Origin of the sequence: Agarivorans sp. TSD2052 (genome assembly GCF_023238625.1) — a bacterium.
GTDB lineage: Bacteria > Pseudomonadota > Gammaproteobacteria > Enterobacterales > Celerinatantimonadaceae > Agarivorans.
Window position 1 is genome coordinate 249,855 of record NZ_CP096670.1, and the last position, 17,503, is coordinate 267,357.

General features: G+C 44.7%; 12 protein-coding genes. 5 read left to right on the top strand and 7 right to left on the bottom strand.

Going from position 1 to position 17,503, the window contains the following annotated elements; genetic code table 11:
* Positions 1–13: 13 nt before the first annotated feature.
* Entirely contained in the window at positions 14–2,428 is a 2,415-nt protein-coding gene (locus M0C34_RS01215) for a glycoside hydrolase family 94 protein (protein WP_248713851.1), read from the bottom strand.
* Between the two features lie 49 nt (positions 2,429–2,477).
* Positions 2,478–5,681, bottom strand: coding sequence for a GH116 family glycosyl hydrolase (locus tag M0C34_RS01220; RefSeq protein ID WP_248713852.1), 3,204 nt, complete (start codon positions 5,679–5,681; stop codon positions 2,478–2,480).
* An 859-nt stretch (positions 5,682–6,540) separates the two neighbouring features.
* Here M0C34_RS01220 and M0C34_RS01225 point away from each other — a divergent pair.
* Entirely contained in the window at positions 6,541–7,737 is a 1,197-nt protein-coding gene (locus M0C34_RS01225; RefSeq protein WP_248713853.1) for a carbohydrate porin, read from the top strand.
* A gap of 101 nt (positions 7,738–7,838) precedes the next feature.
* A complete protein-coding gene (locus M0C34_RS01230; protein ID WP_248715575.1) occupies positions 7,839–8,774 on the top strand; it encodes a MalM family protein in 936 nt (311 codons plus the stop codon).
* Positions 8,775–8,832: 58 nt separating this feature from the next.
* Here M0C34_RS01230 and M0C34_RS01235 read toward each other — a convergent pair whose 3' ends face one another.
* On the bottom strand, positions 8,833–10,095 hold the full coding sequence (locus M0C34_RS01235) for a YdgA family protein (protein ID WP_248713854.1): 1,263 nt from the start codon (positions 10,093–10,095) through the stop codon (positions 8,833–8,835).
* Between the two features lie 118 nt (positions 10,096–10,213).
* On the opposite strand from M0C34_RS01235, the gene M0C34_RS01240 reads away from it, so the two are divergent.
* From M0C34_RS01240 to M0C34_RS01250, 3 genes are all read left to right on the top strand, one after another.
* Positions 10,214–10,663: a hypothetical protein gene (locus tag M0C34_RS01240; protein ID WP_248713855.1), complete on the top strand. Its 450-nt coding sequence runs from the start codon at positions 10,214–10,216 to the stop codon at positions 10,661–10,663.
* Positions 10,664–10,744: 81 nt separating this feature from the next.
* Positions 10,745–11,644 carry a bifunctional GNAT family N-acetyltransferase/hotdog fold thioesterase gene (locus M0C34_RS01245; RefSeq protein WP_248713856.1) on the top strand — a complete coding sequence of 300 codons (900 nt, stop codon included), beginning with the start codon at positions 10,745–10,747 and terminating at the stop codon, positions 11,642–11,644.
* A gap of 119 nt (positions 11,645–11,763) precedes the next feature.
* Entirely contained in the window at positions 11,764–12,669 is a 906-nt protein-coding gene (locus M0C34_RS01250) for a LysR substrate-binding domain-containing protein (RefSeq protein ID WP_248713857.1), read from the top strand.
* Positions 12,670–12,678: 9 nt separating this feature from the next.
* Here M0C34_RS01250 and M0C34_RS01255 read toward each other — a convergent pair whose 3' ends face one another.
* The 4 genes from M0C34_RS01255 to arnT all read right to left on the bottom strand — a co-directional run bounded on the left by M0C34_RS01255 (position 12,679) and on the right by arnT (position 17,497).
* Entirely contained in the window at positions 12,679–14,934 is a 2,256-nt protein-coding gene (locus tag M0C34_RS01255; protein ID WP_248713858.1) for an AsmA family protein, read from the bottom strand.
* A 136-nt stretch (positions 14,935–15,070) separates the two neighbouring features.
* Complete coding sequence (arnF, locus tag M0C34_RS01260) at positions 15,071–15,496, bottom strand: 4-amino-4-deoxy-L-arabinose-phosphoundecaprenol flippase subunit ArnF (RefSeq protein ID WP_248713859.1); 426 nt, start codon at positions 15,494–15,496, stop codon at positions 15,071–15,073.
* Positions 15,487–15,846, bottom strand: a complete 360-nt coding sequence (locus M0C34_RS01265) for an EamA family transporter (RefSeq protein WP_248713860.1) — start codon at positions 15,844–15,846, stop codon at positions 15,487–15,489. Before M0C34_RS01265 ends, arnF begins: the two co-directional genes overlap by 10 nt.
* Before the next feature lies 1 nt (position 15,847).
* Positions 15,848–17,497 carry a lipid IV(A) 4-amino-4-deoxy-L-arabinosyltransferase gene (gene arnT, locus M0C34_RS01270; RefSeq protein ID WP_248713861.1) on the bottom strand — a complete coding sequence of 550 codons (1,650 nt, stop codon included), beginning with the start codon at positions 17,495–17,497 and terminating at the stop codon, positions 15,848–15,850.
* Between the last annotated feature and the right edge of the window lie 6 nt (positions 17,498–17,503).

Below are 17,503 nucleotides of genomic sequence, written 5' to 3' on the forward strand. Positions count from 1 at the left end.
GTGGTGGGCTGATTTATCCCATTACCACTTCAACGGTATGTGTACCGTCGGTCATTATTGGCAGAATTTGTCCGTCAATTAGCTCACCATTTACGCTAATACTGGCAACGCCTTTGCTCACATTGTTGGGGTTAGTCACCTTGATTTGGTATAACGCGCCGCGGTAGTGACGTTTTACGCTGAAGCCATCCCAAGCAGATGGAATGCAGGGATCAATTTCTAAACCGTGTAAGCTTGGTTTAACCCCTAGTATGTATTGTGTGCCGGCAACGTAGGTCCAACTAGATGTACCTGATAGCCAAGCATTACGCCCCATACCAAATTGTTTATGTTCTGCCCCTAAAATGTTCTGCGGATAGCAGTAGGGTTCAGACTGAAATACGTCTAAATTGTCATTTTGATAGGCAGGGTTAATTTGATTGTAGTATTCAAATGCGCGGTCGCCATTTCCAGCAATCGTTTCCGCCATCATCACCCAAGGATTCGAATGAAGGAAAATACCCCCATTTTCTTTAGCCCCAGGAGGATAAGTACTTACGCCACCAAGATTTGGATCAAAGCCGTTATAGCCAGGACCTGACAGCATAATACCGTACTTGGTATTCAGTTTATGGTTCACTGCATCCAAGCCTGCGAACATTCGGTCACCTTCAGCAAAACCTGAAATAACCGGCCAAGATTGACCATTGGTATATAAGCTGCCGTGCTGGTTTTGTTGCGAACCAATCGGTTGACCCTCATTGGTGAAATAGCGAACCCACCACTCGCCATCCCAAGCGTGAGTATTTACTCGCTGTTTCATCTCTTGGTAGTAGCCAGTCAATAACTCAAGGTTTGCTTGATCATCAATCGCGGCGGCGATATCAATGATTTCTTTTAGTGCTTTACCAAATAAATTGGCAACAAACAGCGACTCAGCGCCTGTTGGCAGGTTTACGGTGTCATTCCAATCGGCAAAACCTAATAAAGGTAGTCCGTGTTCACCAATGTTGTTCCAAGTAAAGTCGATAGCTTTAAGTAGATGTTGATAAACACTACCTTGGGCCCGCTGCTCGAGCTCTAAGGTTTTACTGTAGTAGCTAATAGGCTTGTCGAGGAAACTTAGATCGCCGGTTTCTTTTAGGTATTGAGCAATAGTGAGCACTATCCATAAGTGGTCATCGCCGTAATAATTTGGGCAATCAGGCTCTTCGCGCGAGTCACCTTCGTTAGCTTCCATGGTTAATGGGAAGTATTGGTGCATTGCCGAGCCGTTTTCTAGCTGCACTGAAAGCAACCGTTCGGCAAACTCACGGGCTTCTTGCGGCATGTGGGCCATTACGCCTATTAAGTCTTGCGATGAGTCTCTAAAGCCGATTCCGCGGGCACCGTAACCTAATTGGTAAAGCGATAGGTAGCGAGACCAGTTTTTGGTGGTGTGGCATTGGCGCGGATTATGAACGTTTAGCATTGAGTTCATTGCTGCATCAGGCGTATCAACTTGCATGACGTCTAAATAGCTTTCCCAAAATTCGGTCAATTTGGTAAAGGCTTGATCAACGGCTTGCTCATCACGGTATAAAGCGATGCTATCAGCAGCTTTATCTAAGCTAGGAACTTGTCCTAATTGGGTAATCACGCGCTCAGATTGACCAGGCGCTAACTCACCCAATTTTACCAGTAACGCACCGACGTTATCACCGCGGTCACACTCTGAATTACTCAGGCTGTCTTCCATCAGCGACAAGGGTTTGGCCCATGAGCCAAATTCATTCTCACCCAAAAAGGCTCGACGGTCGCCTTCCCAAGAATCTACTTCACGGTTACAGCTTAAGTAGTTAACTGAGGTGTCACGCTTCATGTAAGCATATTGCTCAAGCACGAGCTTGCCATCATTTTCTGGATGGGCTTTTACCGTCATTGTTTGGGGAACCCAATCAGCGTTTACCAACTGCTTAAGCGCATCAAAATGGGTAAACTCGTAAACAGGCACAACATCAACCGCTTGAGTTTGCTGACTAATATTAGTCACAGTAATGTCTTGCAATAAAGTATCTGAGCCTTGTGGAACAAATATCTTGAGGTCAATTCTCAAACCTTGTGCTTCAACCACCCAGCGTGTGTAAGACAAACCCACACGACATTCAAATTTATCTAATTCCACCAAACATGGGGTGAAGAACGGTGAAAATAGTTGGTAACCTTGCTCGGTTTTGCGACGAATATAAACCGTAGAGCCTTTAAACTCTGACTGTGGCATTTGAGCAATGTACTTAGTAATTCGGTTTAATGCAGGGTCTTGCTTACACACAACTGTGCCACCCGTGCAGTCAATTAAACCACCAAAATCTAAGGTGCCAACGTAGTTAGCCCACTTTATCGGCGTTTTTGGCGTAGTGAGTACATACTCTTTATGTTGGTCATCAAAGTAACCATATTGCTTGCTCATATTTACCTCAGAGATAGTTATTCTAAATTCAGTATTGTGCTTGGTCAGGCTACGCCTTAACCAAAGGCAGTGAAAAAATCATTCCCGGTCGAAAATAACGTCCGGCCGTGTATTTCAAACCGGTGTGATGTAGTGCGTAAAATAAGGTCTTGCTGTCAATTTTAAACTGCTGGCAAAGGGCCTCGTAAGCGTGTTCAAAATCACTGAGCTGGCGCGGAATATCGGCGGCGATTCGACCATCGGGGTAGAGTAGCCCTACTTCAATTAGCGCCTTGTTGAGTTGTTCTGGCGACGCCTGCAGTTGACCCAGCACAAGGTCAGCCTCAAAGCGACAGCTGGCATTAAATCCTTCTGGTGCTGCAAAGGGGATACGGGCATCGTGATACAAGTTTCTATAGCAGGCGTTTAATAGTTCGGCGGCTTGTTTATTCATGTCTACGGCCATCATCGCGTTGACCAATGAGTATTGAACGCCAATCCATACGTCGTGCGCTTGGAAATTGCCCCATTCTTTAGGGCTACCGTCACGTGTGACAAGATTAGCGGCACCAACTCGAGCGCTATTGGCTAAGTAGTTGTGTTGATAAACATACTGTAATACTCGCTGTTGTTGTTGCTCACTTGAAACCGCAGGTAATTGCAGCATGCGGCAATAGCTATCAGCTAATAGTTGGTCGGCAAAGCTGTCATCACTATCTAGAGACAGTTTGTCTAACCACGATGTTTGCCAAAAATCCCCCAGCGCTAATAAGGCCAATTTGCGTACTTGGCGGCTTTGTAAGCGTGTGGCAGCATCGCTTGGCCAGCGTTGTTCAGGATAGTACTGTTGCCATAGTGCTTTTACTTTGGCAGCAGCATTACCAAGCTCAGGCAGCTTAGCGATGGCTAACCAGTGATTAAGCGTACTGAGCAATTCTACCTGACTGCTATTCTCGCTTAGTTGTAAATCTTGATTAAAGCTTGAAGCCATTAGTGCAGATTGTAGACCTGCTGACGCGTCATCCTTTAGATCCTGGCGTTGCAATGGTGTGGCAAAAAAGTGGTAGTAACCGGCTTCTTCATCCCACAATGTATGTTGGAACTCAGCCCGCGCGCTAGCGGCTTGGACGCGATATTGTAGTGAGATTTCGGCTTTATCAAGGCGCTCGGCAATGCTGGCATATGCCTCTAAGCTAGCAATCCACAGTGATCCACAGTAAACCGAGATACCATGTGATGATAGATTGTCAAAGGTGTCGTCAGTCCCTCTCGTTAGCGGGAAGTTTTGTCCTGACTCTACCATGGCTTGAAGGTAGCCCATCGCGGCTTCACAGGCTTCCCAGCAGTCTTGTAATAGTGTCAAGTCGTGGTGATATTTGTAGTGACGTAACAACATCAAAATGTATTTGGGCGCCAAGTCTTTCCATTCTTTAACATTGTGCCAATCGTAAGCATCAGGGATAGCGTCAAATGGGCTACCCAAATCATGAATTACCGCTCCACGCACGGCGCGTTGGCTCTCTGTCTTACTATTGGGTAAATCTGCAAAGGGTAAACCAACGTGTTCATGATGGCGACGGATGGTTGAATCTTCAGCCAGTACTGCTTTTGAGAAATGGCGCATTACAGCACCGTCTAGGCGTGGGAAGCTTTGTAATAGTGAGAATGAACCATAAAAATATACATCCAGCGAGTTAAAAAATGGATAGTCGGCACACTCTCTAACCAAAAAGCGGTCTTGTTTATCCCACACCGTGGCTTCTGCCATGAAAGATAGGGTGTTAAGCGCCAAAGTCCGTGTTTGCGCCTGTTCTAGGGCATTTAACTGCAGCTTGTCTAGGCAGTCATTAGGCATTAACTGTTCACTTATTTCGGCTAAATCTGCACGGATTTGTGGTTCGTTGGTGATGGCTTTCTGACAAATATTTAGGGCTCTATCATTGGCTTCAGGGTATAGCTGGGTATACTTTTTCTGGCTGTCTAAACCAGGTAAATGAATGTGTGGGAAATCTAGCACTAGGCTAAATAGTATTTCAGCTTCTTCACCAGGGGCGAGCTCACCACTAATACATAGGGCTGCGGAACTTAGCTCGCGGCCACTATAAATGCCTCGGTCAAACTGATTGCTTAAACGACCGCTGGCTAAGGCGCCTGCAATAACATTGCTACTGGATTGACTATAAAAGTAGGGTTTTGCACTCAAGCTAAATTTTTCGGGGGCCGATATTGAAAAACAGCTTTGGCCATCAAAGTCGACACCGTGCGCGGCATTTCCGCTTAAACTCACTGCGCAATGCGCCTGTTGTTCTGCTTGCCAATCATGGCGTGAGCTACTTTGTCCATTGGCTGTTCTTACCAATGAGCATGCCGCATCTTGTGCTCCTGGACGCTGTTTTATGGCCTGAAATCCACTCAGGTTCTCTAAGCATCGTACTAAGCTGAAGTGTTGGCTATGTTGTGATTGGTTACGTAACACGATACGAGTATAACTGACTGGCAGAGCCGCTAATTCTTCTTGCCCTGGGATCACGCCGCTGTAATGAAACTTACTGAGCTGAATGGCTTGCTGATCTTTAAAGCTTTGCTTTGCTACAGGGTACAATGCGCTGTATTCAACCTGTGAACTAGGCCAAGTGGTTTGATCGTGATAAGCCGCTTGCTCCCAATCACAGATGAGCGATTGAGTCACCTGCTGTTGAATACCGATAGCCCCATCATAAAAATCAAGTAACCAGCTTAGGTTAAGCGCTCTACCCTGTGTTTGAAGGGCTAGCAGCTGCTGGGTTCTAGGTGAAAGCTCAATTTTCCAACGATCTAAGCTTGCTTCGTTCCACTGGTAAAAACCGCTGTCGTCGATCAGTTGTTGCAGCTGGGTAAGCTGTTGCTCAGCAGTATCTTGAGGGTTAAACAATGGCTGTTGGTCTTGGTTGACTAAACAGAAGAACTTTTGCTTTTGCTGAAAATCGCTTTGGTTAACCATTTCTAAACGCGCTTCATCGGCCCGAGTTTGGCTGAAGTAGAAATCTTCTAAACGAAGAGAATCACGTTGTTTGTCTGATAAATGTAATCCAGGAAGCATGTGTAACAGAGGGGTTGTTCCTGCAGGTGTTAGGGTATAAGCGCTACCAATACCGCCTAACGCGATACCTGTATCAGCAGGCGTGGTGCTTAACGGTACATACCAAGGCTGAATAAACTCATCTGCTAACCCTGGGGTCATTAATTGGTTAACGCTGCCCTGATAACTAGACTGGGCGATGTAAGAGTTAAGCATTGGTTTTCCTCGATTATGCACAAAAATGGTGTAAGCGCTTTCATGTTGGCATGTTAGCAGCAAGATCAGGGCATTTTTATCTCTGAGTTTGAAAAAGTGATCGGCTTCAATAAAAGATTTTTTAATAGGAAAGCCATGAAAGAAACTTCAAAGTCAGCATATAGAGAAGGAACATAAGCCCTTCATGCGATAGGGTGGTTCTATCTATCAAGCTACAAAATCCTCGGTAGTTTACTTTTTATGCAGATTATAAACATAAGCGTAGAAGCCGATAGGCTGGGGCGGGAAAGCTAAAATTACCGCGCAAGGCTATAACAGAACCACCGCTAAAGGCATTTTTGTCATTTGATCTTTTTTTTAGCTTAAGTGAGCCTTTATACAATTACCATGTTGTATTACAAGATTTCAGTTGGCCTGTATTGGGCTAGTGATAGCCATATAGATGGTTTATTGGGGTCGATTTATCGGCTCGAATAATGAACAAATATTCATTCCATCTTTATAAGTTGATTAAGTTCACATAGTTCCATTTTTGTTAACTTAATAGGATCTGATAAAACATAATTTGTTTCATAGATTTATTTATGCACTGATTTGTGAGTTATATATTGTTTTATTTCAATGCTTTATGGGTGTAACCGCTTTCATATTTTGGGTGGTTGATTTGCTATATTTCATGAAACCAAAAGTTTATATTTTGTTTGAATTGTGATCGAAATTGTTTGCAAGCGCTTTCAAGGGTGATCTCAATCACTTATTTATCTTATTTTGAGCTCTATACTCTTATCCAATGGCTAGTTGGTCATTATTTAAAAATGCTTCCAATAAAAATTTCAAGATTCACACGGAGTTGAACAAAATGAAAGTGAAAGCGCTTACAATTGCAATTGCAGTCGCGTCCGCGGCAACCTCATTCGCTTCAGTAGCAGGCACGCCAAATTTTTCTGGTTATGGCCGTTATGCTTTAGAAATGAGTAAAGATGAAGTTCAAGTAATCAAAGGTGACTTTGGTGTTATCAACGGTGTCGGCCGTCTGGGTAACGAAGGTAACTGGATGGAGTTCATGTTGAGCCAAGGTTTCGAGAATGGCGATGCTGAATTCGACATGAACGTGATGCTTAACACTCCTGGATACTCACCAACTTGGGGCGATACTATCGGTTTAGCTCAATTTTACGGTGGTGGTAAAGGTATCTTTGCTTCACAACCAGACGCATACGTTTGGGCTGGTAAACGTTTCTACGGTCGTGAGCAAGGTGGTCTAAGTGATTACTTCATGCTAAGTGCTGATGGCGCTGGTGCGGGTGTAGACAACCTAAACGTTGGTGTTGGTCAACTAGATTTAGGTTGGACTCAAGCTGGTGACGGTGCATACCAGTCAGCTAACGGTACAGTGAACATGCTTCAATTTAACTGGCATGACATTAAAGTCAGTGATTCTGCAGCGTTAAAGTTCCGCTTTAACTATGCTTTCGCTATCGGTACTGATGATTACACTGACCAATTTGCTAACGACACTGCTTACCAGTTCTTCGCGTCTTACCGCCAAAACTTAAGCAGTGGCTGGTTCCAAATTGCCGGTCGTTACGAAACTGATGCAGCAGCATTAACTATTTCTAACTCTGCGGGCCACAACTGGTCAAACGTAAGAGATGTTGACGCAAACAGCTACGGTTTATTCCTAGATGGTGCAGTAAACTTTGGCGAAATGACCGCCATGGAATACAACGCTAACTACTTGACCATTGACTGTACTGATGCTTCAGAAACCTGTGATTTCAACGACAATACTGAATACAGTGTTGCTGTTCGTCCACAACATCACTGGAACGAGTTCATGGCAACTGCTTTAGAAGTAGGTTTCCAATCTACTGAGCAAGACAGTGTAGCCAGTGACGCATGGAAAGTGACCTTGTCACAAAACTTCCAAGTAGGTCACTTCATGTGGTCTCGTCCTGTAGTTCGCTTCTATGCTGTTACCGGTGAAGTGAAAACAGATGACAAAGATGCTGTTGATGTAACAAAAATTGGTGCCATGGTTGAAGCTTGGTGGTAAGCCAGTTTAAGCTAAGTACTATTTAGTACTTAACTTAACCAAGGAGTGAACATCAACATGGTGTTGGTGTTCACCTTTTAAGAGGTGGTAATTTGAAAAAGGTGTTAACGGTAGTTTTAGGCTGTGTATTGATGAGCGCTTGTTCTAGCTCAAGCGATGATAAGCCTTTAGAAGTCACAGACCCGTTTCGAACATGGGGAGCCCAATTTTCTGATGAGGCTGCGATAGCTGAAAACCTGAAATCTTCAAGTGTTACACCGCTTTTACCGACCCAACTGCAATATCAATTATTAGTGCTTGATAGAACTAATCGTATTGATGTAACAGAACAGTCACCCGTGGTGCATTTTGCTGAAGGTAACTCTTACACTGCGGCATTACTCGTACCAGAAAATATTAACCAATTTACGTTTCACCTAGAAAGCATTGTTAGCCGCACGGTTTTTGTGCCTACCGTGGTTTTCTATGATGAAAGCTTAAAAGAAATACTGCGTATCGAAGAAACCACTTTAGATCCAGAGGGTTTTTTAACGATGAAGATGCCTATCAGCGCTGAGCTAGCAGGCCAAACTCGTTATATTTTGGTATACAGCAAGGCCACTCAATATGGTGGTAAGACAGAATTAATTGACCCGAAAACGGTCTACGAAGAGAAAAATGGCGGCGGTTTACCTGCTACCTTTAAATATTATTCTAAGCATTCACCCATTGGTAACTTGAATATTCGTTTTGCTGATGTGTTATTTAGTTCTACTTTTGCAAGTAGCCCCATTTCTCAAACAAATACCGTTGCCGCAGACGCTAAAACCTCTGCAGTAGCAAGCACCGCAGTTGTAGGTACTGCCGCTGTCGCTTCTAGCAAAGACGCTGACATGTTGAGTGATACTGAAGACTTTTATTTAGAACAGATATCTAAAGCGGTGGCAAAAGATGACCTTGCTAGGGCCTTAAACCTAGTGGAGGAGGCAGAGCGTGCTGGTTCAACTAAAGCTCAATCCCATTTCATGGAACAGCTAAAGAAACATCAGCAGCAATAGTAACAAGTGTTTTTTTCTAATCCCTGTTTACGCGGCGTTTATCGCCGCGTTTTTTTGTCTAATTTACCGCTTGCTGATTCATAGAAAATTCACTGTCATTAAAGATGAGTTGGCTTTTATCTCGGCCATTGCTGTGTTCTAAATAACCCGCTTGACGTAATGCCAATACATAGGCTGAAAGAGAATTAGCACTGAACAACTGGTCACTTAAGTCGACAGACAAATTCACATCTAGATAGCGTAATAACTGCAACGAGCTGGATACTTCAGACAACTTGAAGGGGAGTAGCGCGGCTGTGCCTGCAATATTGACATCGCCAGACAGGGGGAAGCTATAGAGGTCTGAATCTATATCTACACTCAAGCTCTCCAGTGTCCAGGTAAGCTTGTTGGAGGCGACTTGTTGGATAAGTTGGTCTAAGTTTGTTTGCTTATTGTGGCCTTGGGCTAACTGAATAAGTGTGTCCATAGGCACTCCACCCACGCTAGAACGTAAATCTAGATTGCCCATAGTGAGCTGTTGGTTATTTTGCTTGAATTGAAGATCGGTTAACGCGGTATCTATGCGCATATACGCTAATTGCTGTTGCTCTGAAAAAACATTATTCACTCTGAGCTGATGAACGGCGAGTTGGGTGGCTCCTTGATCTAGGCTAAGGCTTAGTTGTTGGAGCTTCCAGTTGGCTTGATCGACGATACTCCAGTCATGGTGTTGAGTGAAGTTCTCTTCGATGTCGACTTGGCCAATGTTTATGAAGTCACCTGTTTGTTGTTGGTCATCTAACTTCATACCTTGCCAAGTGAGTACCACGGAACCTTGCTGCATGGCTAAGTCGCTCTCAATCATCACTTTTAGCGGTTTAAAAGCAAGACTGAGTGATTCGAAGTCTTGTTGAAAAGTATCCACGCTAATGTCATGCACCATGGAGCGGTTTAAAATATTAGCGGTCCACAAACCTTGATGTGGTATCTGCTTTAGCTTGGTGTTGGTCAGTGATGGTTGATCGTCACCAACGACTGGGTCGAGTTGCCATTGACCTCTTAACCAAATGGGAAAAATGGTTACCTGATGATTAATCGCTAGGTTTACGGCCTGTGGCTCAAAGCCTAGTTCAGCCATATCTCCTACTATCGTCCATTGCTCATTACGTTGCCACCAGCCTTGTTTAAGCAACTGTACTGACACATCCCAGCCTGAATGTTGCTCAGCCAATTGAGTGAGTAGTTGGTCTAACTGGTGTTGGTATTGTTGGCGGGTAAGGTATTGTCCTAAGACCAACATTAGCGATATAAGCAGCAAAGATATGGCTGTTTTTTTCATCAAATATAATCCTGTTTGGGCGTGCTTAGCGAAACCTATGCTAGGCCATTCTATATTGAAAGCGACAATAACTGTAAACTGGATGTGATTGTAATGAGAGGGCTACTGAGGAACTATTTTGCTGGATCTATTTTTGCCATGGTTGGCGGATGTCTACACCCCTTTATTGGCGATTGCATGTGTGCTTGGCTTGATTCATCTTTGGCGAAACAAACAAGGCGGGTTTTTCCGGCAGCTCAGCGGCTTATTGTTGCTAGGTATTGGCTTAACTTACGGGTTGATGTTACTTGATGGTTATTGGCGCTGGTGGCCGCGCTTCGGGCTTGATTATAGCACCCATACTGCGTTGGCTTTTTGTCTACAAAGGGTGAACATGCGGCTGTTTGTTCGCTGGAGAACGACGACTTGGGCGGTCTATTTTAGTTATCTATATCTGATGTGGTACTTGGATTACCATACTGTGATGGACATGCTAACTACGATGTTGGTTGTTGGTGTTTTGTTGCAATTGGGTGCAGTATGTAAAATTGTGAACGGTGGGTGTGATCAAATCAGTAGTGAAAAATGAATTATTATAATTGATAGCTGTCTTATTAAAGCACGTTAACACAACGGCTTTACAGTGAGTCAGCAATAAGGGAAGCGTTTTATGTTTAAGGTGATTTGTCCGGATGCCACCGGTGAGATGGATAAATACTATCAATTTCGATGGGAGGTATTAAATAAACCTTTGCAGTTGCCATTAGGCAGTGAAAGGGATGCTTACGATGACCACAGTATTCACCGGATGATCCGCGATAAGAATGGTGAGCCCTTAGCGGTTGGCCGCTTGTTCTTAAGTGATAATAAGGAAGCGCTTATCCGTCATGTGGCGGTAAGCCAAGAACAGCGCAAGTTAGGTTTGGGCACCTTGTTAATGTTAGCCCTAGAAGAAGCAGCTCATGAAGAGGGGGTTAAACGCATTGTGGTGAACGCCCGAGGTGATGCGCAAAAGTTTTTTACCAGCTGTGGTTTTGAAGCTGCAGGTAGCCCTACCTTTGATAAAGTGAAGGTAAAAGTACAACAAATGGTTAAAGAGCTGTCGCCTGAACATCGTTTTGTTCGTCAGCCCAAGCTATGTACTGCTTTGCAGCAAATGTTTAATCAACAGATCCCATTAAGCGAAAAGATGGGAGTGCGTTTGCACCAATATACCGGTAACGAGCTAACCACTAAGTTACCCATTGCTGGTAACGGCAACCCTCACTCCACGATGTTTGCTGGAAGCATTTATAGCCAAGCGGTTTTATCAGGCTGGGGGATGATTTGGTTAATGTTGGAAGAACACGGTTTTGCTGGTGATATAGTGTTAGCCAAAGGTGAGATTAAACACCGACGAGCCATTTCTGATAACGCCTTAGCGACAGTGAAGAAAAGCCAGATGAAGGGGAGTTTGTTACCTTTACTAGAAGGTAAGAAATGTAAAATGACCGTTGTTGTTCAGGTATTTAGTCAAGAAAAAGTGGCTGCTGAATTTAAAGGTTTCTATGTCATATTGCCTAAAGCCTAAAGCCTAAAGCCTAAAGCCTAAAGCCTATCAGCTAGCATACCTACCGGTATTTCTTTGTTGTTGTCCGTAGTATATTTAGCGGCTAACTTCATCGACAACAATTCATCAGGAATACTTATATGCAGCATCTTTATCGCTTTAGTCTTAAGCAGCTATCGGTATTTGTTTGTATCGCTGAAACTCAGAGTGTCAGTATCGCTGCACAGCAACTGTCCATGACCCAATCAGCCGCGAGTATGGCGTTAAGTCAGTTAGAAACGGGGCTAGGGCAGCGATTGTTTGAGCGTCAAGGCAAGCGTTTACGACTTAATCACTGGGGGCACTGGTTGCGGCCCAGAGCAAAACGCGTATTAATGGAAAGCCAACATATCATGCAAGGCTTTGCGGGTCAGCAAATCATTAGTGGAGAGCTGGCCGTAGGCGCTAGCCAGACCATCGCTGAATATTTTCTTGCTCAGATTATTTCTCGCTTAGATAAGGACTACCCTGATCTGGTGGTCAGCCCACAAATTAGTAATAGTGAAGTGGTGGTGGCGGGCTTGCTTGATTATCGTTTACAGCTGGGGTTGATCGAAGGACATTGTGTCGATAGCCGCATCGCCCAGCAAGTTTGGTGTGAAGATCAGTTAGTTGTAGTGGCGGGTTTATCGCACCCTTTAGCTGCCAAGCAAGCGGTTAATCTAGCCAGTTTGAGTCGAGCCCGTTGGGTACTTAGAGAGGGCGGGTCTGGTACTCGAGATATTTTCAATGGAGCGATCCACGGCAAGATAAGCAAATTAAAGGTATGGCGGGAATATAACCATGTAGCGAGCTTAATTGCGTTGGTGGCTAACGGGGCATATTTGAGCTGCTTGCCGTTACGCAGTGTTGAGCAGGCGATACAGGCGGGTGAGTTGGTAGCGCTAAATACGCCTGACTTAGATATGCGACGTACATTTAACTTTGTATGGCGTAAGGATAGTAGTCAAAACCCTTTGCGAGATTGCTTTATCGAACACGCCTTAGAATTAAAGCTAAATCCTTAAATCCTTGTTTTACTGCGCTGTGCTGGCTACATCTAGAGGGTAGCGGCAGTTTGGAATGCTGGGCGCTGCTACAAATTCTTGCTGTTTCACTAAGTAGCGACGTGGTGATAAGTAATGATCAAAGCTCACGGCTGGCTGCTCCCATGGGCCATGGATGATATGCGCTAAACGCCAACAAGGTTGGTCCGAGACAATCAGTTTTAGTTGGTTAAATCGTTGTTTGGCTAGATTTACTTCGCCGGCTAGCGTTAGTTGGTAACGTAGCCCGTTTAGCGGCTGTGGCGCAATGGTCAGTTTACCTTGTTCTAACTCGGCCTTGAGATTGAGATTAGTTAATTGGGTGATACCTTTTGGCAAGCTATTGGGGGCTTGCCAAAGTACCGGCCAGCCCATGCTGATGAGCGGGTTAGGGTCTTCGTAGTATTGGCGTGGGCTCTCTATGATTTGGTCAAGCGTCGTCTCTAAATCTGCTCCCGGTATTTGAATGAGTTGGCTATGGATGTCGACCGACCCATCTATATTGGCACCAAAATCAGTTAATTTTCCACGTAGCTTACCGGCAATTTCTAAGTCACCAATTAATTTGAAATCTCTATGGTTAGCCAGCCTACCCAGCGGGCTAATGTCTAGCAGCAGACCTGATAATTCGGCTTGCCAAGGCTTATTTTCTTGATCCAATAATACTTGTCCCTGAAGCTCAAATTGGCCTAAGGGCAGTTCGCCATATAAATTAAAATACCCAACTTGCTGTTCGCTACCGATGTCCATGTTTACATGGCTTAATACTAAACCACGAAAGGCTAGTTCTGGCGCTTCAACAAAAGCTTGGCTGTTAGGTTGCCAAAGCTGTTCTATATTTTGCCATTGCCCCTGTCTAATTAACATGAGCTGACGGAGCTCTAGGTTTAAGCCTTCAGCAGAGAACGGTAATTGGTCGACATACGATAATAATTTGACCTGTTTAAGCTCTACTTTTTCGATGTTAAGCTGCTGTAAGGGGGCTCTAGAGTCTGTTTCCAATGAATCTGTGGATAGATTGTTAACCCAACTGGGCTGGATAGGGATCTCGGTATTGCTTAGACCTAGCTGGTGAATGGTTAAAGCTTGCTGTTGCCATTGGTAACTGAGCGCAAGGCTTAACTGTCCTTCAAACACTTCACTGCGCAAGGCGGCTAAATGTGCACTTCCTTGGGCGATGCTTCCGCTGGCGGTTAGCTGATTAAACTGAATATGGTCAATCCCAAATTCATCAGCGATAAAGGCATAATCCGCTGCGATGTGTTGGCTATCGATTGGCCAAGGCGTATCGAGATTTTCGAGTTCACCAGTAAACCGATTTAAAGTGAAGTTATGCCCGCCAATTTGGGCGGCAATGCTGATTTGATTTAATAGCAAGTTATCCACTCGCACCCTTTCTAGCCAGCTTAGCTCAGGCAAATTGACGCTGAGTGTATTGGACGTTTCTGTTGGTTGCTGGCTGAGTGCATCTTCATTGGGTAAGTACTCTATTCGGGCATCACTAAAGGCCAACTCACGTATCCGTAGCTGTTTGTTACTGAGCTCTGCTGAGGCGTATAGTGAACCTTGCAATAGGTCGGCGCCAATATGGTCTATTACCAATTGCTGTTCGGCATAAGCAAGACTTACCTGAGGTAATATGTATTCCTGATTAGGCCCTACTAGGCGTTGCGCGCTGCTATGTAAATTAAACTGCCAATCTTGTAGCTGTGGCTTGGCCAAATCGATGCGCCAATCTTCGATGGCTAATTCAAAGCGCTCTAGCTGGTAGCTTTGTTTAGCCTGTTGCCAAGTAAAGTCGCTGTCTTTGATGAACAACTGTTGCACCGTAATGTGATCAAACCAAGGCATGTCAAAGGCTTGATTATCTTCTGCTTGGCTTACCGGCTTATCACTGTGTTGGAATAACGTCGGGGTAATCGCTATTTGTAAGCGTTCAGCAGAGATAGAGCTAAAGTCTATACTGCCTTTTAGCATTGGTAGGGCCGCAACCGTCAGCTGGATCTGATCAGCCAATATGGCTGCCTGACCTGATTTCGCCAGTTCTACGCCGTTAACTTGTAGGCTAAGTGGCTTCTTTAAGGACCAGCTAGAACTTTTATAGGCAAGCTGCCAATCACTTTGTTGGTTGAACCAGTGCAGAAAATCGCTTTTGTAGCGATCAGGATGAAATGAAAACAAGAAAAAGACCGAGGTTGCCAGTAATAGCAATAAAACAATGGCAAGTAGGTCAAATATGCGTTTCATGTTGGCGCAAACTCCATGCGACTAATTTATGCGATGTTAATGGGTAGATGATGCAACAATACTTGAGTATTCACACATTTAATAGCGCTAGGCTCACTCCTTTTAGTAAAAGCCCTGACTTTACGCGTAAAGTCAGCTATTCCTTGGCGGTACTTCGGGGAAATACCAAGTATATACCGGCTAAGATAAACACAATGCCAAGGGCTTTAATCCAGCTAAACTGTTCGCCTATCCACGGTAACGCTATCGCTGCAAAATACACGATCACGTAACTTAAACTTAGCAAAGGGTAAGCGACCGATAAGGCTAAGCGTTTTAAGGCTATTACCCAACATAACATTGAAAGTGCATAAAACACTAATCCTGCAAACACGCTAAAATAATAGGGTAAATAGCGGCTAAGTAGCTCACTATAACGTTGTAGCTGCCATAGTTCGCTGACCTCAGGAAAGTGTAAATTGAGTTGGCTCATACCCCATTTCATGGCGAGTTGGGCTAGTGAGATAAACATAACACTCAGTAGCGCCAAGGCCACGCTTTTAGGCTGCGTTCTTAAAACCATTGGCTTACTCCACCAAGAATGGCAACACCAAGCACGATGAAGGCCACACCAAGCCATTGGCGTCGACTGACGTCTTCATTAAATACCCATTTTGATACCAGTAGCATGATGACAAAGTTACTGCTGAGCAAGGGGTAAGCGACTGATACGTCCCATTGGCTTAGTACACCTAACCAAAAAACGGCCCCTAAGCCTAAAAAAATAATGCCCAGCAATAAAGGTTTACAGAGTAATTTCTGGCGAGTACTTAAATTGGGTTCGGCAGTAAACAATAGCGCCGCTCGCTTTTGCCAGTATTGGCTCAGCGAGCTACAAGATATTGAGGCGATAACTAACAACCAACTTATCATGTTATTGGTTTAATGCTTGATAATACAACACCGTATAACGGCCTTTCTCGATGCGTTGGTCGGTCTCTGGTAAGCCGTTACCCATATTAGGTTTATCGCGGAAATAGATCATCACCGGAGCTTGCTGGCGCTGTTGTTCGATAAAAGCGGCTAATTGTTTAGTTTCAATAAAGCGGTGTTGTGCGTCAGGGTACTCCAGCCCGTAACGCACCTCGCCTTTTTGACCGACTAAGTAAACATCTGCCCGCTTAAAATACCAATTGAAGGCCGACATAGTATCGGGGTAGTCGGCAACCAAAACAGTATTTGGCTCAACTAAGTGGGATACCTGCTGCATGAATTTTGCCGGCATCTTCGAGTAAATACTAACATTAGGAAAGGTTGCCCAAGCCAACATAAATAGGCCTAGAGGCATCAACATGTAGCTGGCTACCTTGCCATTTAAGCTATTGGCTTTTAAAGCGACAAAGGCCATCGCTGACCAAAAGGCAAAGATGCTAAATAGCAGCCATGGGCGGTAAGCTTCCTCGGCGTCTAATGGCAGTTTGCCGGCGTAATGCAATACCAAGGTAGTAACGGCTAGTAGTGCAAAGAAAACTGCATTTAACCAGCTTCCCCACTTCAAACCTTTACAAGATTTGGCAAAAGCCTGTTGAATACCAAAAGCAAACAAGATAGCGAGTGGTGCCATTATTGGCAAAATATAGGTAGCGAGTTTGCCCTTAGCCATGGAGAAGAATAACAGCGGTAATATGGCCCACAATAAAGCGTAGCGTAACAAGGGAGAATGCATTTGCCCTTTTAAGTGACCAATTGCACTGGGCGACCAAAATAACCAAGGCAAAACGCCAGCGGCTAAGAATGGCAGGTAGTACCAAACTGGCGCTGAGTGCTGGGCGTTATCTGCAGCAAAACGCTGAATATGCTCAATCCAAAAGAAGTAATGCCAGTAGTCTGGTTCTGCGGCATGGATCGCTAAAGCCCAAGGCAAACAGGTTAATAGGGCAAACAACATGACCCACCAACCCCACTTTAAAATGGCGGTAAGTTGCTTGGTCCAAAGCATATAAGGCACCACGACAATGACTGGCAAGGCTAGCGCCAAGAAGCCTTTAGTGAGCACCGCACAGCCACAATAAAAACCGGCTAGGCCATAATACTTGGCGCGTTGCTGAGCTTGTTCACTGCGAATAGCGAAATAGAAAGCGGTGAAACTGGCAGTGAGCCAAAGATTAAGCATGCTGTCTAATACACTATAGGTGCCCACTCCCGACACCATAAACATGCTTAAATAAATGCCTGAGCTTAACCATGCCACTGGCCGAGAAGCAAACCGTGCAAGTAGCAAGAAAATACAGAAGGCTGCGCCTAAGGCACTAAAGGCTGACGCCGCACGTACTGCAAAATTAGTCTCACCAAATACCAACTGTGATACGGCATTCATCCAGTAGCCCATGACGGGCTTTTCAAAATAGCGTAGATCATTAAAACGCGGTACAACCCAGTCACCACTGGCCACCATTTCGCGTGATATCTCAGCGTAACGCAATTCGTCAGGCGACCATAAATCGCGTAAACCTAAGGGTAATAAGTACAGAATGATGAAGAAAATCGGTACCCAAGTGGCTAGGTTAATTCGTAAGTGGCGCATGTTTAT

Bases quoted from the DNA above. Each gene is read 5' to 3' on its own strand.
- arnF (WP_248713859.1), bottom strand. From the start codon at position 15,496: ATGGTTTTAAGAACGCAGCCTAAAAGCGTGGCCTTGGCGCTACTGAGT.
- M0C34_RS01220 (WP_248713852.1), bottom strand. From the start codon at position 5,681: ATGCTTAACTCTTACATCGCCCAGTCTAGTTATCAGGGCAGCGTTAAC.
- M0C34_RS01255 (WP_248713858.1), bottom strand. From the start codon at position 14,934: ATGAAACGCATATTTGACCTACTTGCCATTGTTTTATTGCTATTACTG.
- M0C34_RS01225 (WP_248713853.1), top strand. From the start codon at position 6,541: ATGAAAGTGAAAGCGCTTACAATTGCAATTGCAGTCGCGTCCGCGGCA.
- arnT (WP_248713861.1), bottom strand. From the start codon at position 17,497: ATGCGCCACTTACGAATTAACCTAGCCACTTGGGTACCGATTTTCTTC.
- M0C34_RS01250 (WP_248713857.1), top strand. From the start codon at position 11,764: ATGCAGCATCTTTATCGCTTTAGTCTTAAGCAGCTATCGGTATTTGTT.
- M0C34_RS01215 (WP_248713851.1), bottom strand. From the start codon at position 2,428: ATGAGCAAGCAATATGGTTACTTTGATGACCAACATAAAGAGTATGTA.
- M0C34_RS01245 (WP_248713856.1), top strand. From the start codon at position 10,745: ATGTTTAAGGTGATTTGTCCGGATGCCACCGGTGAGATGGATAAATAC.
- M0C34_RS01265 (WP_248713860.1), bottom strand. From the start codon at position 15,846: ATGATAAGTTGGTTGTTAGTTATCGCCTCAATATCTTGTAGCTCGCTG.
- M0C34_RS01235 (WP_248713854.1), bottom strand. From the start codon at position 10,095: ATGAAAAAAACAGCCATATCTTTGCTGCTTATATCGCTAATGTTGGTC.